Below are 18,641 nucleotides of genomic sequence, written 5' to 3' on the forward strand. Positions count from 1 at the left end.
TCATTCCGATTATTTTATAAAAGCAGTGCTCATTTGGGTGCTGCTTTTTCACATCTGAATCTTGGGGATCGGTATTGATAAAACAGTTGTATATGTTTTATTGCTCAGTTTGTGCATTTATAGATAAGTTTGCGCAAACGTTAACTAATTAGCCGCGAATCCTCATTGCGGGTAAGGATTTTTGTTGCGGTCATCTTTTTGCTATATATAATGTTCCCAAGCAAAATATTTTGACAAATATCAAAAAAAATTGAGAGCGAGTGAAAAACTTGCCCATAATTTGCGTTCTATCTCTCAGCTAGACGCCTTTTTTATCCATGTGAGCAGAGCGACAAACGAATGTTTGTTGTTTGTAATCCCTCTAACTACTCGGTGAGCTGTCGTTATTCTTTTTCGCGGTTATCCAATATGTCACAGCCTTATCAACAAGGCCGAGTAGATACATAGAATTTATCGGTTGGAGCAATCGGACCGAACCCCATTTATTCATTTTGTAGAGGATTGTCATTGTGACAAAAATTATCGTAGTAGGCGGCGGTGCTGGTGGTTTAGAACTAGCAACTAAGCTAGGCCGAACTTTAGGTCGTAAGAAACGTGCCCAGATCACTCTGGTAGACCGTAAAGCAAGCCACCTATGGAAACCATTACTTCATGAAGTAGCAACAGGCTCACTGGATGAAGGTGTTGATGCATTAAGCTACCGCGCACACGCAAAAAACCATTACTTCGACTTCCAAATGGGCAGCCTGAACGACATCGATCGTGAACGTAAAGTGATTGCACTGAGCGAACTGAAAGATGAACACGGTGAACTGCTGATGCCAAGCCGTGAACTTGAATACGATATTCTTGTTATGGCACTCGGTTCAACGTCGAACGACTTCAACACTCCTGGTGTTCGTGATAACTGTATTTTCCTTGATAGCCCAGAACAAGCGCACCGTTTCCGTACTGAAATGAACAACCAGTTCTTAAAGCTTCATGCTAAGAACGGTCAAGGTACCGTAGATATCGCGATTGTTGGTGCGGGCGCAACGGGTGTTGAGCTTTCTGCAGAGCTTCATAACGCGGTTAAAGAGCTTCGCACTTACGGTTTCGGTGATCTAGATTCAAGCAAGCTGAACGTAAACCTAGTGGAAGCGGGTGAGCGTATTCTTCCAGCTCTTCCTCCTCGTATTTCAAGCGCAGCGCACTCTGAGCTAACGAAGCTTGGTGTTAACGTTCGTACGAATACTATGGTGACGCAAGCTGATGCTGATGGTCTAACAACCAAAGACGGTGACAAGATCTCTGCGCAAATCATGGTATGGGCTGCTGGTATTAAAGCGCCTGATTTCATGAAAGATATTGGTGGTCTTGAGACTAACCGTATCAACCAGCTGGTCGTGAAAAATACGCTGCAAACGACACTGGATGACAACATCTTTGCTATCGGTGACTTGGCACAATGTACACAAGCGGATGGTTCATTTGTTCCACCACGCGCACAAGCAGCTCACCAAATGGCAAGCTGCGCATTCAGCAACATCATTGCTAAGCTAAACGGTCGTGACCTGAAAGACTACATCTACAAAGATAAAGGCTCACTGGTTTCACTAAGCCGTTTCTCTACTGTAGGTAGCTTGATGGGTAACCTGACTAAAGGTTCGATGATGGTTGAAGGTCGTATTGCTCGTGTGGTTTACATCTCTTTGTACCGCATGCACCAGATGGCGCTTCACGGCTTGATCAAAACATCACTTATGATGTTGGTTGGTCGTATTAACCGTGTACTTCGTCCAAACCTAAAGCTTCACTAATCAGGTAAGCCTGATAAATGGCTTCACGCTGATAATAAAAAAGAGCTCTTCGGAGCTCTTTTTTGATCGTGCCAGTTAAGTGATATTTACCCAGTTAAGTGATATTTGCGCTTATCACTGAGTTGTAGCGGTTAAGCCGTTGGTGGTAATACCGAGTAAACGACGCCATCTTTCGGTTTTCCGTTAAAGAGAAATCGATTCTTAGCGATGGTTTCTCGCTCTGCACCACACTTTTCTATCAGCTTTTGGCTTGGTAGATTTTCGGTATCACAAACGATCTCTAAGCGCGTTAGCTTAAGCTGAGCAAAGCAGAACTCAAACAAGGCCAGCATCGCTTCTTTGGCAATGCCTCTCCTTTGAAATTCGTCACCGACCCAATAACCTAAACTCGCCATGTTAAAGGTGTGGTAAAGCTCATTGATGGCCACCATTCCGACCAGTTTATCGGTTTTTCGCTCAAAGATACCAAAACCAAACGCATCGGCTTTCACCCAGTTCAGGCGAGTTGCCAGAATGAACTTTTCGGCTTCGACGATAGAAAACTCATCATGACACCAGTCTACCCAAGGTAATAAGCTCGGTGAAGATTTGATCAGCTGAGCAAACTCTTGAGCATCTGAGGCTTCAATGATTTTGAGGCTTAGATTCTGAGTATTGATCTGAAAGTCAGGGCTCATAAGACGCACCAAATAACATGTAATGGCTAATAAAACGCCCTCACAATGGAGGGCGTATTCAATGCTTAATACAACTTCAATTCTTTATATCAAGTTCCACTCTCTATAAGAATAGTTGAGCTGCTAGCTGAAGACTGATTACGTGGCTTATTGAGCGACGCGACGCACTTGAATCACCATGCCAAGAAGTGGGTGGTCTAGGTAGTGAGTCTCTGTACTGCGCATGCGACGTTTTTGTTCCATGCGGTAGCTTTTAAGGAACTCTTGCACTTCAACGGTCGGAGAGATCTCAGTAAGGTTACCCACCTGAACATTGCTCTCTGCACCACTTACTGGCGAATCTAGTTCAATTTGCTGTTCTTGAAGCGTCACTTCACGAACGCTTGGCGCTTTCAAATCCAGCGTCGTTTCAGCATATAGATAGTGCTGTACGTAGATTTGTAGCTTGCCATCTAATTCGTAAAGCGGCTTATCAATGGTCTCTTCTTGGAAGCCATCTGGATTTGAAGCAGTCACAGCGCCTTTCTCAGAGCCGTCGGCATTAAACTGTTTAGAGAAGTCTTTACCTGCTTGAATGTGGAAAACAGGTGCTGAGCTCTTACCTTGGTCACCTTGACGCCAAGCAGTGTGCATCAGAACTTCAAAGCCTGCGTGTTTGCGTAGTTTGTCTTTCTGAGGTGTTAACTTGTATTCCGAGTAAGGAAGCATCTGCACGCCTTTCTTCGCTCGGTACTGGGTATCTTGAAATGAACCAACGCGCTCAAGTGAAATCTTAGGCTGTGTGTTTGGCCAAGATTCATTTACTTTTTCTGCATCAACAGCGCGCTTAAAAATGATCACTTCTATATCAAATTGTCTCTGCGCCAAACTTGGCAGTGAGACGAACAATAGTAGCAGTGGGATCAGTCTTTTCATTTTTACTCCGTCTTCCAGCCGAACTACCGGCTGGATAATTTATATGTGCAAGTGGATTGGGTCTTATGCTGAAGGCAGCAAGTTTTGTCTGAATTCGCCCAATAAATCACTAACAAATTGAATTCGTTTCCGTCTGTCGACCAATGGTATCGTAAACTTGAACTTAGTTGGTCCTTCCATTGAAAACTTTTGCGGTTGAGATTGCAACAGTTTAACAAGGTAGGCCGGGTTTATGTCAGCATCCGGGTAGAATTCTAAGAATCCGCCCTTATCGTGAGCCTCAATTTTCTTCGCTTTAATAGACGCTGCCGCTAACTTAAGCTCAGAAACTGACAACAAGTTCTTGGTGGCATCTGGAAGAATACCGAAGCGATCGATCAACTCAACTTTAAGTTCAGCCAACTCATCGGTATCACTTACACTCGCAATACGTTTGTATGTTGATAAACGCGTGTTGATGTCTGGGATATAGTCGTCTGGCAATAGTGCAGGTAAGCGCATTTCTATCTCGGTTTGCTCACGCAATAGGTCATCAAGTGAAGGCTCGCGACCTTCTTTCAATGCTTCAACCGCTTGTTCAAGCATCTCCATGTACAAGGTAAAGCCAACCGACTGAATCTGACCACTCTGCTCATCACCCAATAGCTCACCTGCACCACGAATCTCTAAATCGTGAGTTGCTAGGGTGAAGCCCGCGCCCAAGTCCTCCAGAGAGGCAATCGCGTCTAGTCGCTTGATTGCATCTTTGGTCATTGCTTTAGGGTGAGGCGTTAACAAGTAAGCATAAGCTTGGTGGTGAGAACGACCCACACGACCACGTAATTGGTGCAGCTGTGCTAAACCAAGGTTATCGGCTCTGTCCATTAAGATGGTATTCGCTGTTGGAACATCGATACCGGTCTCAATGATGGTTGTACACACCAGAAGGTTAAAGCGCTGGTGGTAGAAGTCATTCATGATGCGCTCTAGTTCACGCTCTCGCATTTGACCATGGGCCACAGTCACGCGCGCTTCTGGAATTAGTTTCTGTAGTGATTCAGCCGTTTTCTCAATCGTATCGACTTGGTTGTGCAGGAAGTACACCTGACCACCACGCATGATTTCACGAAGTACCGCTTCTCTCACCACTGCATCATCACTTTGACGAACAAAGGTTTTGATTGCTAAGCGTCGTGCAGGCGGCGTTGCGATGATAGACAAGTCACGCATGCCACTCATCGCCATATTTAGCGTTCGTGGAATAGGCGTTGCGGTTAACGTTAGGATGTCTACATCCGCACGCATCGCTTTCACTTTTTCTTTTTGACGTACACCAAAACGGTGCTCTTCATCGACAACCAGCAAGCCAAGGTCTTTGAACTTAATATCGCTAGAAAGCAGCTTGTGAGTACCGACCAAGATATCGACCTTACCGTCTGCGACATCTTGCATGATTAATTTCTGTTCTTTGGCTGATTTGAATCGAGACAGAACTTCAACACGAATCGGCAAGTTGGCGAAACGGTCGCGGAAGTTTTCGAAGTGTTGCTGAGCAAGTAGGGTGGTTGGAACTAACACCGCCACTTGTTTACTGTTATCCGTACAAACGAATGCCGCGCGCATCGCCACTTCTGTCTTACCAAAACCAACATCACCACACACTAAGCGATCCATGGCTTTTGCTTGGCACATGTCAGACATAACCGCATTAATTGCCATCGCTTGGTCGTCGGTTTCTTCAAACGGGAAGCCAGATTTGAAGGTTGCGTATTGACCGCGATCCAATACAAATTTGTAGCCCGGTTTCAGTTCACGCTTGGCGTAAACATCCAGTAATTCTGCGGCCACGTCACGGACTTTCTCTGCCGCACGTTTACGCGCTTTCTGCCATGCTTCGCCACCGAGCTTATGCAGTGGTGCAGAGTCTTCAGCGCCGCCAGAGTAGCGTCCAATAAGATTCAAAGAAGCAACAGGTACGTACAACTTGGCATCGTTTTGATACTCAAGCGTTACGTATTCGGTTTTCATTCCACCGGCTTCGAGTGTTTGCAAGCCAATGTAGCGACCAATACCGTGGTCAATGTGAACAACAGGCTGACCCGGTTTAAGTTCCGCAAGGTGACGAATTACGGTGTCGCTGTTGACGCTTTTCTTATCTTTCTTACGACGCTGAACAACGCGATCGCCAAGTAGGTCGCTTTCACAGATAAGCGCGATGTTTTGCTCTTCATGGATAAAGCCGTGTTCAGCTGAGCCAAGGATTAGGCTGAACTTGTCTTTGCCTTTAATTGCGGCATCGAGGTTTTCAACTTCGCTTGGTCGAACTTTAATACCACGAAGCAGTTCACTCAGAGCTTCACGGCGACCTTCTGATTCAACCGAAAATACCACTTTGCCCTCGAAGGCTTCCGTGAACTTTCTTAGGTTAGCTAAAGGCTCTTTATTTTGATGTTGAACGCTGAGGTCAGGTAATGATACGACAGGCAAATTAGTGCGGCCTGCTTTCTCTTCAATCGAGTCTAGACTCAGGTTGACCTGTGGCTTCTGTTTGAAGTGAGCGAACAGCTCGTCTTTCTTTAACCAAAGTTGTTCAGGTGTCAGCAGTGGTCGTAATGGATCAACACCGCGCTGTTCGTATCTGTGAGCGACATCAGCAAGGAATGAATCAACAGCGGTTTCTACGTCACCGAGAACCAAGAGTTGCGCTTCATCGGCAACATAGTCAAAAAGTGTTTCTGTGTGATCGAAGAACAGTGGTTGCCAATACTCAATACCAGCCGGCCATGTACCTTTAGATACCTGCATATAAACCGATTCTGGTTCACGACGGGCATCAAACTGTTGACGCCAACGAATACGGAAATCTTCAATCGCCGTTTCTGAGGTTGGAAATTCGTGAGCAGGTAACAGGCGGATCTCAGAGATGTCTTCGATAGAACGTTGGTTTTCAGGATCGAAGGTACGAATGGTATCGATCTCATCATCGAAGAAGTCGATACGATACGGGTCTTTACTACCCATTGGGAAAAGGTCGAGAATAGAACCGCGGCTCGCGTATTCACCCGGACCAAACACCTGGTCTACGTAACGATAGCCAGATTTTTCAAGCTGCAGGCGCAGTTTCTCTAAAGAGTAGAGATCGCCCGTTTTCACCATTAGGGTGTGTTGCAGCAAAAAGTCACGCGGTGATTGACGTTGAAGTAGCGTGCTGATCGGTACGATCGTAATACCGTCTTTTAATGTAGGTAAGGCATAAAGGCGCGCGATACGATCGGAAATGATCTCTTGGTGCGGCGAAAAGCTGTCGTAAGGCAGTGTTTCCCAGTCTGGGAATAGTGCGACTTCATGTGCCGTAAACTGTTCAATTTCAGATTGCAGCTTAAGTGCGACTTGTGGGTCTGGCACTGCAAGTACTGTATGGCTGTTATGCTGCTCTGCGAGTTTAGCGATAGCTAGAGCGAGAGACGAACCGACTAGGTTACCGATGTGCTTTTTGTCACCGGCTCCTTTGAGTGTAGGTAGTGTAAAAATAGATTGTTTGGTCATGTTAATTTACTTGTTATCTCGTTCTAGAGAGCGTTGACGCAAAAGTTTCTGTTGTTGATGAAGTGCCGCTTTGATTAGCAGGTCTTGGTCGGTGTCGCGAAGGTGAGCGTATTTGAAGTTGATTTCGAAACCTGAATCTTTAGGTTGGCTCGCAAACACTTCCGCATAGCAATAAATGGCTGAGGCAGGGTGTTCGAGGAACAGCTTAGCTTTTACCAAACGTCCTGCTTCGATATCTGTTTTTGAAAAACAGGAAAATTGACTCGCACCGAAAGAGTAGGTGTGAGTGCGAAACTTCTCTTCATCTTGCTGCGATAACATAAAGCTCAACAACAGGTTTAATTTAGAGTTTTGTGCATCCAATAAACTGGTGACATTCTTCAAGTCGCTGTTTTTCAGTTCAGCACGAGCACTGTCGGCTAACAGGTCCAATTGGCTAAATTCACTCGCCACAACGAAAGGGGCAGGGATCTCCGATTCGAACTGAATTTGAGAAGGTAAAGTGAAGTTACTTTCCATTGGTTCTATATTAGCGGTAAGGCTGTGGTGAACGGTGAAAAACTCTTGTTCTGTCATGCGTTAGTTCCTTGAAGTGATCTATTGATTATCGCTATGTGGCCGCAGTAATCAAGGTCAGTTAATTGAAACTATCAAATAGTTGTTTGAAATTTGGTGTTTTGACAGGGTTCTGTTTTTTAGGCCTAACTAATTGAGTTAATTCACTCTATATTTTCAATTACCCCCTACACAGTAACAGCAATACCCGTTACATTAACCCGCATCCCTTTTTGATGGTTCAAAGTATGTTTCATCCTATTTCAATGTTTGTTGGCCTGCGTTATTTGAAAGGCCGTTCAGGTGATCGCTTTAGCCGTTTTGTTTCTTACATGTCGACGGCAGGTATCACCATTGGTGTGCTGTCTTTGATTACTGTTTTATCGGTAATGAATGGATTCGAAGCGCAATTAAAAGACCGAATTCTCGGCGTTCTTCCTCAAGCTGTGGTTTATGAGCAAGGAGGCACGACCTCGCTTTCTGAAAAAGCCCCAAGCTTCGCAGAACAAATCTCGCTTAATGGCCACGTCGAACCGATTGTACGCAGTGAGGCGGTGATTCAGAGCCCGGCTCAATTGTCGGCTGGCCTTTTAATCGGTATAGAGCCAAATTCCGATGACCCACTTCAGGACCACTTAATTGCAGGCCGCTTGTCTTCACTCGAAGCTGGGCAATATCAGCTGTTCCTTGGTCATACTTTGGCGAGAAACTTGAAAGTATCCATGGGCGATAAAGTTCGTTTAATGGTGACCAGCGCGAGTCAATACACACCATTTGGGCGTATTCCAAGCCAACGAAATTTCACGGTAGCCGGTATCTTTAATACGGGTTCGGATATTGATGCTCAGCTAATGGTCAGCAACATCCAAGATGCAGGACGATTGATGCGTTACAAGTCGGACACGATTTCAGGCTGGCGATTGTTTTTTGATGACCCGTTTGAAGTCGCGGAACTGTCAAATCAACCGTTGCCAGATGGCTGGTTGTGGAGTGATTGGCGTGACCAACGCGGCGAGCTGTTCCAAGCCGTGCGTATGGAAAAGAATATGATGGGCTTGATGCTTGGGCTGATCATCGGTGTTGCTGCATTCAATATTATCTCTGCGCTGATTATGGTGGTGATGGAAAAGCAATCTGAGGTCGCGATTCTTAAAACACAAGGCATGAGCGATGGTCAAGTGATGGGTATCTTTATGGTTCAAGGCGCAAGTAGCGGCGTGATTGGCGCGCTATCGGGTGGCGTGTTAGGCGTTGTCTTAGCCATGAACTTGAATACTATTTTAGAGGCGATGGGTGTTGCTCTGTTCTCGTTTGGTGGGCAATTGCCAATCATGATTAACCCAATTCAAATCGCCGTTGTTGTGGTTCTGGCTATTGCACTTAGCTTGATTGCCACTGTTTTCCCTTCTTATCGTGCATCGTCTGTGAAACCTGCTGAGGCCCTTCGTTATGAGTAATTTTCTTCAATGTAATGATATCCGTAAAACGTACCGTGAAGGCTCGTTGGATACCGAAGTCCTTAAAGGTGTTAGCTTTGAAATTGAGAAAGGGGAACTGGTCTCGATCATTGGTACCTCTGGTTCAGGTAAAAGTACGCTACTGCATATATTAGGCGCTTTAGATGATGCCTCTGCGGGCAGTGTGAGTTTTCTTGGTCAAGACTTAGCGTCTTTAAGTTCGAATAAGCAAGCCAAGCTGCGTAACCAGCATCTCGGTTTTGTTTATCAATTCCACCATCTGCTTTCTGATTTCTCTGCACTAGAAAACGTGGCTATGCCATTACTTATCGGCGGCGAGAAACCTGCGAAAGCAAAACAAGAAGCACAATTGTTACTTGATAAAGTCGGGCTGAGTCATCGTGTTGATCACCGACCTTCAGAGCTTTCTGGTGGTGAAAGACAGCGTGTGGCAATTGCTCGTGCATTGGTAAATAAACCTGCTTTAGTTTTAGCTGATGAACCGACGGGTAACCTCGATCACAACACAGCGCTTTCTATTTACGACTTAATGCGTGAGTTGAACCGTGAATACGATACTGCTTTCTTGGTAGTAACCCACGATGGTGAACTTGCAGGCAAGATGGATCGTCAACTTCATATGCAAGATGGCTTGTTGGTTAACGTAGAAAAAGAGGAGAGCTAAGTGTTTTCTTCTTTATCTTTATTGATAGGCGGCCGCTTTAGCCGAGCCAAACAACGAGACAAGATGGTGTCGTTCATCTCTTTGTCTTCGACAATTGGCATTGCGGTTGGTGTGGCGGTGATCATTATTGGCTTGTCAGCCATGAATGGGTTTGAGCGTGAGCTTGAATCACGCGTGCTTTCTGTTATTCCACACGGTGAGTTTGAGGGCGTGAATGAACCAGTCACTCGCTGGGAGCATGTGATTGAACAGTCCGAGAAACACGACAAGGTTGTGGCAGCAGCGCCTTATGTGAAAATTACAGCGCTTGCTGAAAAGGGCAAAGAGCTGAAAGCGATCGAAGTGCGCGGTGTTGATCCTAAGCGTGAGCAAGAAGTATCAAGCCTGTCTAAGTTTATCGATAAACAAGCTTGGAGTGAATTTAAGGCAGGGCAACAGCAGATCATCTTAGGTTCTGGTGTCGCGAATGTGCTCGGCGCAAAAGTCGGCGATTACCTAACCCTGATGATTCCGACTGTGAATGGTACGGTGAAGGTTCAGGCGCCCAAGCGTGTTCGAGTTAAAGTGGTGGGTTTGCTGACTCTTAATGGCCAGATTGACCACAGCTTGGCTTTGATCCCTCTTGGTGATGCTCAGGTTTACGCAAACTTGGGTGAGGCTGTGACAGGGATTTCTTTAAAAGTAACCGATGTACTGAATGCCAATTCGATTGTGCGTGAAGTGGGTAATCAGCTAGATGTGTATGTGTATCTGCGCAGTTGGCAACAGAAATTTGGTTTCTTATATCGAGATATCCAACTGGTTCGCACCATTATGTATCTGGTGATGGTACTGGTTATTGGTGTGGCTTGTTTCAACATTGTCTCGACTCTAATGATGGCAGTAAAAGACAGAGCATCAGAGATCGCAATATTAAGAACCATGGGCGCGTCGGACGGCCTTGTAAAACGTATTTTCGTTTGGCAGGGCGTATTCTCGGGGGTGTTAGGCAGCTTGGTGGGTAGTGCAATAGGCGTGTTAGTGGCACTTAATCTCACCACGCTTATCAAAGGGCTTGAGAAGTTGGTCGATCACCAGTTCTTGTCGGGTGATATCTACTTTGTCGACTTCTTGCCATCACAACTGAATATGATGGATGTAATTGTCGTTTCAGGAACAGCGATTGTGTTGAGCTTGCTGGCAACATGGTACCCAGCATCACGAGCGGCGAAGTTGAACCCTGCCTCGGTGTTAAGTTCTAAATAATGGTAGCTCTAAATCACATTGGTTTTTAATAACCAACAAAACCTATTTCTCCAGATACAAAAAAGGATCCCTAATGGGATCCTTTTTTATTGAATTCAAACTGCATTTCTTACGACTTTTCTTACATGCGAATGTTGCAGAGGTAAGCTGTTCATCTGATTTTTGCTTGTTTTCGTTTCACTCGGATTGGATCCAAAGGTAGATCTAAAAACAGAGTAGGTCGCTTAGTACCTTGCTTTTCGTTTCTTCCAGCTTCTCACTACTGAGTAACGCCATAAGCCGCGAATACCAAAGTAGCCAATCATCGCTGAAACCACGCCACAAATCAGACAACCTAGTAGGAATGGAGGTCCTATCGTGCTCATTTGCGCCAAAATAAAGTCCCAGGACAGCTCGAAGTGAAAGGCTTGAGGTGGCACATGCATCACAAACGCCCCGACTTTATACGCAAAGTAGAAGAGTACAGGCATGGTGACCGGGTTGCTGATCCAAACAAGAGCGACAGACAACGGCAGATTAACGCCACATGCGACAGCGAGGCCTGCAGACATAATCATTTGACTTGGTAGAGGGACAAACGCCATGAATAACCCAACAGCAAACGCGCCAGCCGCAGAGCGACGATTAAGGCACCATAAGTTGGGGTTGTACAAAACATTGCCAAAAACTTTCAATGCTTTCTGACGCTTGATGAGCTCATGGTCAGGCATAAATCGTTTGATAAACTTTCTTGGCATAGGAGGAAGCTACTCTCTTGTTTAACACTTGGTTCTTGATTTCATTCGCTGCGACAGTTGTGTCTGCCAGCTTTTGGCCTGTGATGCCACATTGGGTTTGGGCACCATTGATGCTGTTGTTACTGATAGCATCAATAAAATATAGCGTTTTCCGGAGTGCAAGAGGTCCAGTAACAGCATTGATACTAGTTATCTGCCTAGGGAATGCAATTGAAATACAAACGAATCGATTATTCCAATCAGGGCAGAATACTACCATAAATGCGTCGGTTGTTAGCCTTTTTAGTGAAAATAGCCACGGTTTTGAAAGCGTAATAGTAGTCAGATCAATTGGCGGCGAAAAATTAATCTTTCCTCAATTGATAAAATTGCGGTTGTTTACACCTTTTAAGTTAACGCTCGGAGATGAAGTCTATTTGTCGGCTTCAATAAAGCCCATATGGGGCAAGCTCAACGAGGCGGGCTTTGACCTGGAAAAGTATTTGTTCAGTGAGGGTGTTGTGGCCAATGTCACTTACCGAGCAGGTACAAGATATCGGATTCACTCTAGCACCAACTTGCGTTCTCAGTGGTTTGAGAACAGCCTACAACGGCTAAATAGGCTGGCCAACACCGATCTTATTGTGGCTCTGAGCTTTGGTTATCGAGAGCTCATTCATCCTCAGCGGTGGGACTTGCTTAAAAGTAGTGGGCTAATTCACTTGATGGCTATTTCAGGGCTCCATATTGGGATTGCTTTTGGTGTTGGCTATCAATTGGGGAAGGTAGTTCGATTGATGTCGCCTTCATTGATTTGGTTGCCAACTCTGTTTGGTCTTGGTTTGGCCTTTTTCTATAGTTGGTTGGCAGGATTTACCTTACCGACACTCAGAGCTCTGGTGATGTGTGTTCTCGCGAGTTACTTTTTATGGCGTGGGCAAAGTATCAGTTTGACTCGCTATGTGGCATTGAGCTTGTGTGTGGTTTTGTTAATTTGGCCATTTTCAGCATTATCGAGTAGCTTTTGGTTATCCTTTGGTGCGCTGGGCGCGGTGCTCTATATTGCTCTGAACAATAACTCGTCTTCTTCAAGCCCCACCTTTATCGGCAGAGTGTTCACGCTCATCAAGATACAGTTCATGTTGACGTTATTAATTGCTCCTTTTTCGATGTTGTTTTTCCAAGGGGTGAGTCTGGTCTCTGTTTTCTATAACTTATTTCTGTTGCCTTGGGTGTCGATAGTGACTATTCCATTGCTGTTTCTGGCGATGTTTTTCAGCTTATTCTCCGAATTTTTGTTTGGAGCGAGTACTTTAATTCATGGCTTTGCTTTCAAGTTGTGGAAGCTGGTTGATTTATCACTGGAACCTCTGGTCTTCAGTCTCCCTTTCTCTGGACAGTTTTGGATTCAGGTGGATAACCACACGAGTGAGCTAATTGTATTCCTGATCGTGTTTTTCGGTTTTGTCGGTCGATACATCCAATCGAAGTTATCAATATTAACCGTCACTGTATTTGTATTGTGGTGGGAACTTGGCGAATCCAAACCAGATAGTTTCTCCATCGATGTATTGGATGTTGGGCATGGATTGTCTTTGGTTTTAGAAAAGAACAATCAAGTTGTGATTTATGACCTTGGTAATGCATGGCCGGGTGGGTCGATTGTCGAATCTTTGCTGATCCCTACCTTAAATAGCAGAGGCATAAGAGATATCGAAGGTGTGATAATCAGCCATTTTGATTCCGACCATGCTGGTGGCTATCCGGCATTACTTGAGATCTACGATCCTAAGTGGATAAGAACCAGTCAGAATATTAGCCAACAGGCCCAATCTACCACTCAAGTTCAGTCTAATATTCAAGCATGTACTATTGGAGAGGCTTGGAACTGGCAGGGCATTAAGTTTGAGGTGCTGTGGCCTCCTCAACAAGTGAAGAGGGCATATAACCCACATTCGTGTGTTGTCAGAATATATGAACCAGACTCAGAGTTTTCGATGCTGCTAACGGGTGATATTGAACTGGTAAGTGAGTGGTTACTTGCTCGCGAAGGAGAACAGCTAAAGAGTGATGCCATGTTGGTTCCGCATCATGGTAGTGATTCGTCATCGATTAAGCCGTTTATAAAAGCTGTGTCACCTCAGTTGGCGATAGCTTCTCTAGCTAAAGGGAATCAATGGGGAATGCCGAACGAATCTGTGATTGCACGCTATCAAGATGTAGGGAGCACATGGCTTGATACAGGAGAAAGCGGACAAATAACCATCACTCTCACTCAAGAAGGTTGGCAATATCATACGATTAGAGAGGAACAAGGCAGGCAGTGGTATAGGCAGATGCTCCGTAAGGGAGTAGAATAGATAGATTATTGTGAGAAAATTAAGCGATTCTATGTCAACACAAACAGATGAAACTACCTGGGTCACGTTTAAAAGACTTTGGACTTATATTCGACTATATAAGGCTGGCCTTGGTGTTGCGGTTATTGCGCTTATTATAAATGCCGTCTCTGATACCTATATGATTTCCTTACTAAAGCCGTTACTTGATGAAGGTTTTGGTAATGCTGAATCTGACTTTTTACGCACGCTTCCAATCATTATCTTTGCCATGATGTTCATTCGTGGTGTCAGTGGTTTCGTCTCAACCTATTGCTTGAGCTGGGTTTCTGGCAATGTGGTTATGGAAATTCGTCGCAAAATTTTCAGTCATTTCATGCACATGCCTGTGTCTTTCTTCGATAAAGAACAGACGGGTGCGCTGCTTTCTCGAATTACTTACGATTCAGAACAAGTCTCTGCTGCAACCAGTAAAGCACTAGTCAGCATTGTACGTGAGGGTGCAAGCATCATTGGTTTATTGACCTTGATGTTCTGGAACAGCTGGCAGTTGTCTTTGGTTCTATTTGCGGTTGCTCCTCTTGTTGCGTGGGCGATCAGCATCGTATCGAAGCGATTTAGAAAGATTTCTAAAAACATGCAAACTAGCATGGGCCACGTTGCTTCTTCAGCCGAACAAATGTTGAAAGGCCACAAGGTTGTTCTAACTTACGGTGGTCAGGATCTAGAAAAACACCGCTTTGACAAAGTAAGTAACCAGATGCGTCAGCAAAGTATGAAGTTAATCACCGCTCAAGCAGCTGCGAACCCGATCATTCAAATGATCGCTTCGGTTGCGATTGTGGTGGTTCTTTTCTTGGCGAGTGTCGACTCTATTAAAGCAGAACTAACACCGGGTACATTCACTGTTGTGTTCTCTGCTATGTTTGGTTTGTTGCGTCCACTAAAAGCGCTAACTAATGTAACGTCTGAATTCCAACGCGGTATGGCAGCAAGTACAACGCTATTTGGCTTGATGGATCTAGATACAGAACAAAACAAAGGCACGTTGAAACCTGAAACCGTAACCGGTGAAGTTGCAGTAAAAGATGTGACGTTTACTTATGATGGTGCAGAGAAACCAGCACTTGATAAGGTGAGTTTCAATATTCCGAAAGGTAAGACAGTCGCACTTGTCGGCCGCTCAGGTTCGGGTAAGAGTACCATTGCTAACCTGTTTACTCGTTTCTATGACGTCGACTCAGGTTCTATCGAACTGGATGGACACGATATTCGTGATTACGAATTGAGAAACCTACGTGAGCACTTTGCTCTTGTTTCTCAAAATGTTCACCTGTTTAACGATACGGTCGCGAACAACATCGCGTATGCAGCAGAAGAGCAATATACTCGCGAACAGATTGAACATGCAGCTAAACTTGCTCATGCAAGTGAGTTTATTGAAGGCATGGAAAATGGCATCGATACTGTTGTGGGTGAAAATGGCGCAAGCCTTTCTGGCGGTCAAAGGCAGCGTATTGCGATTGCACGTGCTCTATTAAGAGATGCACCTGTGCTGATTCTTGATGAGGCGACGTCTGCATTGGATACTGAATCTGAGAGAGCGATTCAGTCTGCATTGGAAGAACTGCAAAAAGATAAGACTGTATTGGTGATTGCTCACCGTTTATCGACTATCGAGCAAGCCGATGAGATCTTAGTGGTTGATGATGGCCAAATTGTAGAAAGAGGCGCACACGCAGAACTTATTGAACATGATGGTGCTTACGCGCAGCTGCATCGAATTCAGTTCAGCGGATAAGATTAGGTCTTTGTTGTGATCGAAAAGATTTGGTTTAACAATCACCCGCTAAAATATCTTCTTTGGCCACTTCTGTGGCCACTGAGTCAGCTGTTCAAAATGATCAGTAGTCAACGTCGTGATGCGTACCTTTCTGGTAAAAAAGAGACCTATCGACCACCTCTGCCAGTGATTGTTGTTGGTAACATAACTGCTGGTGGGAATGGCAAAACACCCGTCGTGATCTGGTTGGTTGAGATGCTGCAAGCCAATGGTTTTAAACCTGGTGTGGTGTCTCGAGGTTATGGAGCTAAAGCGCCAAATTATCCCCTCGTTCTAGATGAAAATACGCCAGCTGAGCATTCGGGTGATGAACCTCGTTTGATTCGCAAGCGAACCGGTTGTCCTGTTGCGGTTGACCCTGTACGTGCAAATGCAGTGAAGGCTTTGTTGAGTGAAGGTGTTAATGTCATTATCACTGATGATGGCCTGCAGCATTATGCACTTGAGCGCGACATTGAATTTTCAGTCATCGATGGTGCAAGACGTTTTGGTAATGAGAGCCTGATTCCGCTCGGGCCATTACGAGAGCCAGTATCACGTTTAGATGATGTTGATTTCTTGATAAACAATGGCGGAAAGGCGCAAGGGCGAGAGCTCTCAATGTCTTTGCAACCAAGCCAAGCTGTGAACCTAAAAACGGGTCAGAAAGCATCGGTCGCTGAATTACCAAAGCTGGTGGCTTTTGCAGGAATAGGTCACCCGCCACGCTTTTTTAAAACATTAAACGATCTTGACGGTGATGTGGTTTTCACACAAGGCTTCGCCGACCATCAGGATTTTGATAAAGATGAACTTCATACCTTAGCAAAGAAAGGTATGAATATGATTATGACAGAAAAAGACGCTGTTAAATGCGGTGAATATGCTCAAGATAACTGGTGGTATCTTCCAGTTTCTGCGCAGTTCGATGAAGATTCGCAACAGCAAATTTTAAAAAGAATAAATGAGGTTATGGAATACTATGGATCACCGTCTGCTTGAGATCGTTGCTTGCCCTGTATGTAAAGGTAAACTAACTTATGACAAGGATAAGCAAGAGCTTGTTTGTAAAATCGATCGCTTAGCTTACCCAATCAAAGAGGGTATTCCTGTTCTTCTTGAACCTGAAGCTCGCACTCTTTCAATGGACGAGGGCAAGTAATGTCTTACACGGTTGTTATACCGGCAAGATACCAATCGAGCCGTTTGCCAGGTAAGCCTTTAGCTGACATTGGCGGCAAGCCGATGATTCAATGGGTATACGAACAGTCAATGAAGGCAGGTGCTGATAACGTTATTATCGCTACCGATGACGCTCGAGTTGAAAAAGCGGCGAAAGCATTTGGCGCGACCGTTTGTATGACATCACCGAATCATGAATCAGGTACTGAGCGCTTAGCTGAAGTGATTGAGGTAATGAAGATTCCTGATGACCATATCATCGTGAATGTTCAAGGTGATGAGCCACTTATCCCACCTGCCATTATTAATCAGGTGGCGAATAACCTCGCAAACAGCACGGCACCAATGGCAACGTTAGGCGTAGAAATTACGCACGCTGATGAAGTGTTTAATCCTAACGCTGTAAAAGTCGTGACGGATAAAGACGGTTACGCATTGTATTTTAGCCGTGCGACGATTCCTTGGGATCGTGATGCTTACGCGAACAACGGTACCGCTGCGGAATCTCCTTTGCTTCGTCATATTGGTATCTACGCTTACCGAGCGGGTTTCATCAATACGTATATCAATTGGGAACCAAGTACTTTGGAACGCATTGAGTGCCTAGAGCAACTTCGCGTACTTTGGTACGGAGAGAAGATCCACGTAGACGTTGCGGTTGAAGCGCCTTCAGCGGGTGTCGATACCCCTGAAGACCTAGAAGCGGTTCGCGCCATCATTGGTTAAGCCTCTTTGAGCGAACACTTCTTTGCGCTACGAAGTGCAAAATCATGAGCCTTGCTTATTGCGAGGCTTTTTTATGCTTATAGAAAATGTGTACGTGTCTTATTGACCTAAGCTGGTGGATATTGAGTCGGTTGCATTCGTCAATGCATCATCAACTCTGAATTATCTGAGATTTACCTCGCTCGACTTCCAATTTTTCTCTATAATATGCCGCCTATAAAGTAGTGGCGAATCGCTAGTACAGAATAAAACTTACGACAAAACGTGGAGTAAAAGATGCCTTCTCAAAGCCCAGTGATTACGGTTGATGGACCAAGTGGTGCAGGTAAAGGTACCCTGTGTATGTTGCTAGCAGATAAGCTAGGCTTTCATCTTCTAGACTCAGGTGCGATCTATCGCGTACTGGCGTTAGCGGCAATTCATCACGGTGTAGATACTGAATCAGAAGACGCTTTAGTACCTCTTGCCACTCACTTAGACGTACAGTTTATTGCTGAAGGCGACCTAGTTAAGGTTATCTTAGAAGGTGAAGATGTGTCGGGTGAACTTCGTAAAGAAGAGACCGGCATGGCGGCTTCTAAAGTAGCTGCTCTACCTCGCGTTCGTGAAGCTCTGCTTCGTCGTCAACGTGCATTCAGCGCAGCGCCTGGCCTAGTGGCTGATGGCCGTGACATGGGAACGGTTGTGTTCCCTGAAGCTGAAGCAAAAATATTTTTAGATGCAAGTGCTGAAGAGCGTGCGAGTCGCCGCCTTAAACAGTTGCAACAGAAGGGGTTAGATGTTAAATTTGACGACCTTTTGAGCGAGATCCAAGAGCGAGACGACCGAGATCGTAATCGCCCAGTGGCGCCACTTCGCCCTGCAGAGGATGCTCTAGTGCTTGATTCCACCTCAATGAATATTGAGCAGGTAGTAGAAAAAGCACTACACTATATTGAATCGAAACTAGCTGGGTAATTCTACCCGGCTGGCAAGAACGTTGGTCGCAAGGATGATGA

At 45.2% G+C, this 18,641-nt stretch carries 15 protein-coding genes; 10 read left to right on the forward strand and 5 right to left on the reverse strand.

The annotated features are described in order from the left end of the window. The first annotated feature begins 509 nt into the window (after positions 1 to 509). Positions 510 to 1,799 (forward strand): NAD(P)/FAD-dependent oxidoreductase, encoded by a 1,290-nt coding sequence (locus tag L0992_05430; protein ID XGB68129.1) that lies wholly within the window; start codon positions 510 to 512, stop codon positions 1,797 to 1,799. Between the two features lie 131 nt (positions 1,800 to 1,930). On the opposite strand, the gene L0992_05435 is transcribed toward L0992_05430, so the two are convergent. The 4 genes from L0992_05435 to L0992_05450 form a co-directional block, all read right to left on the reverse strand. Beyond that, entirely contained in the window at positions 1,931 to 2,476 is a 546-nt protein-coding gene (locus L0992_05435; protein XGB68130.1) for a GNAT family N-acetyltransferase, read from the reverse strand. A 147-nt stretch (positions 2,477 to 2,623) separates the two neighbouring features. Further along, positions 2,624 to 3,391, reverse strand: coding sequence for a peptidoglycan binding protein CsiV (locus L0992_05440; protein ID XGB68131.1), 768 nt, complete (start codon positions 3,389 to 3,391; stop codon positions 2,624 to 2,626). 63 nt (positions 3,392 to 3,454) lie between these two features. After that, positions 3,455 to 6,916, reverse strand: a complete 3,462-nt coding sequence (gene mfd / locus L0992_05445; GenBank protein ID XGB68132.1) for a transcription-repair coupling factor — start codon at positions 6,914 to 6,916, stop codon at positions 3,455 to 3,457. A gap of 6 nt (positions 6,917 to 6,922) precedes the next feature. Further along, complete coding sequence (locus tag L0992_05450) at positions 6,923 to 7,492, reverse strand: PilZ domain-containing protein (protein ID XGB68133.1); 570 nt, start codon at positions 7,490 to 7,492, stop codon at positions 6,923 to 6,925. 227 nt (positions 7,493 to 7,719) lie between these two features. Here L0992_05450 and lolC point away from each other — a divergent pair, with 227 nt between their 5' ends. Genes lolC through lolE form a run of 3 tightly spaced genes read left to right on the forward strand, consistent with a single transcriptional unit; the run spans position 7,720 to position 10,858 of the window. Further along, positions 7,720 to 8,928, forward strand: coding sequence for a lipoprotein-releasing ABC transporter permease subunit LolC (gene lolC / locus L0992_05455; GenBank protein ID XGB68134.1), 1,209 nt, complete (start codon positions 7,720 to 7,722; stop codon positions 8,926 to 8,928). Further along, positions 8,921 to 9,613: a lipoprotein-releasing ABC transporter ATP-binding protein LolD gene (lolD, locus tag L0992_05460; GenBank protein ID XGB68135.1), complete on the forward strand. Its 693-nt coding sequence runs from the start codon at positions 8,921 to 8,923 to the stop codon at positions 9,611 to 9,613. The genes lolC and lolD overlap by 8 nt, the downstream gene beginning before the upstream one ends. Then, entirely contained in the window at positions 9,614 to 10,858 is a 1,245-nt protein-coding gene (lolE, locus tag L0992_05465; protein XGB68136.1) for a lipoprotein-releasing ABC transporter permease subunit LolE, read from the forward strand. Between the two features lie 224 nt (positions 10,859 to 11,082). Here lolE and L0992_05470 read toward each other — a convergent pair whose 3' ends face one another. Beyond that, positions 11,083 to 11,595 (reverse strand): DUF2062 domain-containing protein, encoded by a 513-nt coding sequence (locus L0992_05470; GenBank protein ID XGB68137.1) that lies wholly within the window; start codon positions 11,593 to 11,595, stop codon positions 11,083 to 11,085. A 17-nt stretch (positions 11,596 to 11,612) separates the two neighbouring features. Between L0992_05470 and L0992_05475 the strand changes: the two genes are divergently transcribed. From L0992_05475 to cmk, 6 genes are all read left to right on the forward strand, one after another. Further along, positions 11,613 to 13,934, forward strand: a complete 2,322-nt coding sequence (locus tag L0992_05475) for a DNA internalization-related competence protein ComEC/Rec2 (protein ID XGB68138.1) — start codon at positions 11,613 to 11,615, stop codon at positions 13,932 to 13,934. 31 nt (positions 13,935 to 13,965) lie between these two features. Next, positions 13,966 to 15,714, forward strand: coding sequence for a lipid A ABC transporter ATP-binding protein/permease MsbA (msbA, locus tag L0992_05480; protein ID XGB68139.1), 1,749 nt, complete (start codon positions 13,966 to 13,968; stop codon positions 15,712 to 15,714). Between the two features lie 15 nt (positions 15,715 to 15,729). Then, on the forward strand, positions 15,730 to 16,737 hold the full coding sequence (lpxK, locus tag L0992_05485) for a tetraacyldisaccharide 4'-kinase (GenBank protein XGB68140.1): 1,008 nt from the start codon (positions 15,730 to 15,732) through the stop codon (positions 16,735 to 16,737). Continuing rightward, positions 16,718 to 16,897: a Trm112 family protein gene (locus L0992_05490; protein ID XGB68141.1), complete on the forward strand. Its 180-nt coding sequence runs from the start codon at positions 16,718 to 16,720 to the stop codon at positions 16,895 to 16,897. The genes lpxK and L0992_05490 overlap by 20 nt, the downstream gene beginning before the upstream one ends. Beyond that, positions 16,897 to 17,643: a 3-deoxy-manno-octulosonate cytidylyltransferase gene (kdsB, locus tag L0992_05495; GenBank protein XGB68142.1), complete on the forward strand. Its 747-nt coding sequence runs from the start codon at positions 16,897 to 16,899 to the stop codon at positions 17,641 to 17,643. Before L0992_05490 ends, kdsB begins: the two co-directional genes overlap by 1 nt. Positions 17,644 to 17,919: 276 nt before the next feature. Beyond that, a complete protein-coding gene (cmk, locus tag L0992_05500; protein ID XGB68143.1) occupies positions 17,920 to 18,600 on the forward strand; it encodes a (d)CMP kinase in 681 nt (226 codons plus the stop codon). Positions 18,601 to 18,641 lie beyond the last annotated feature (41 nt).

The organism is Vibrio pomeroyi, assembly GCA_041879425.1.
GTDB classification, from domain to species: Bacteria; Pseudomonadota; Gammaproteobacteria; order Enterobacterales; family Vibrionaceae; genus Vibrio; species Vibrio pomeroyi_A.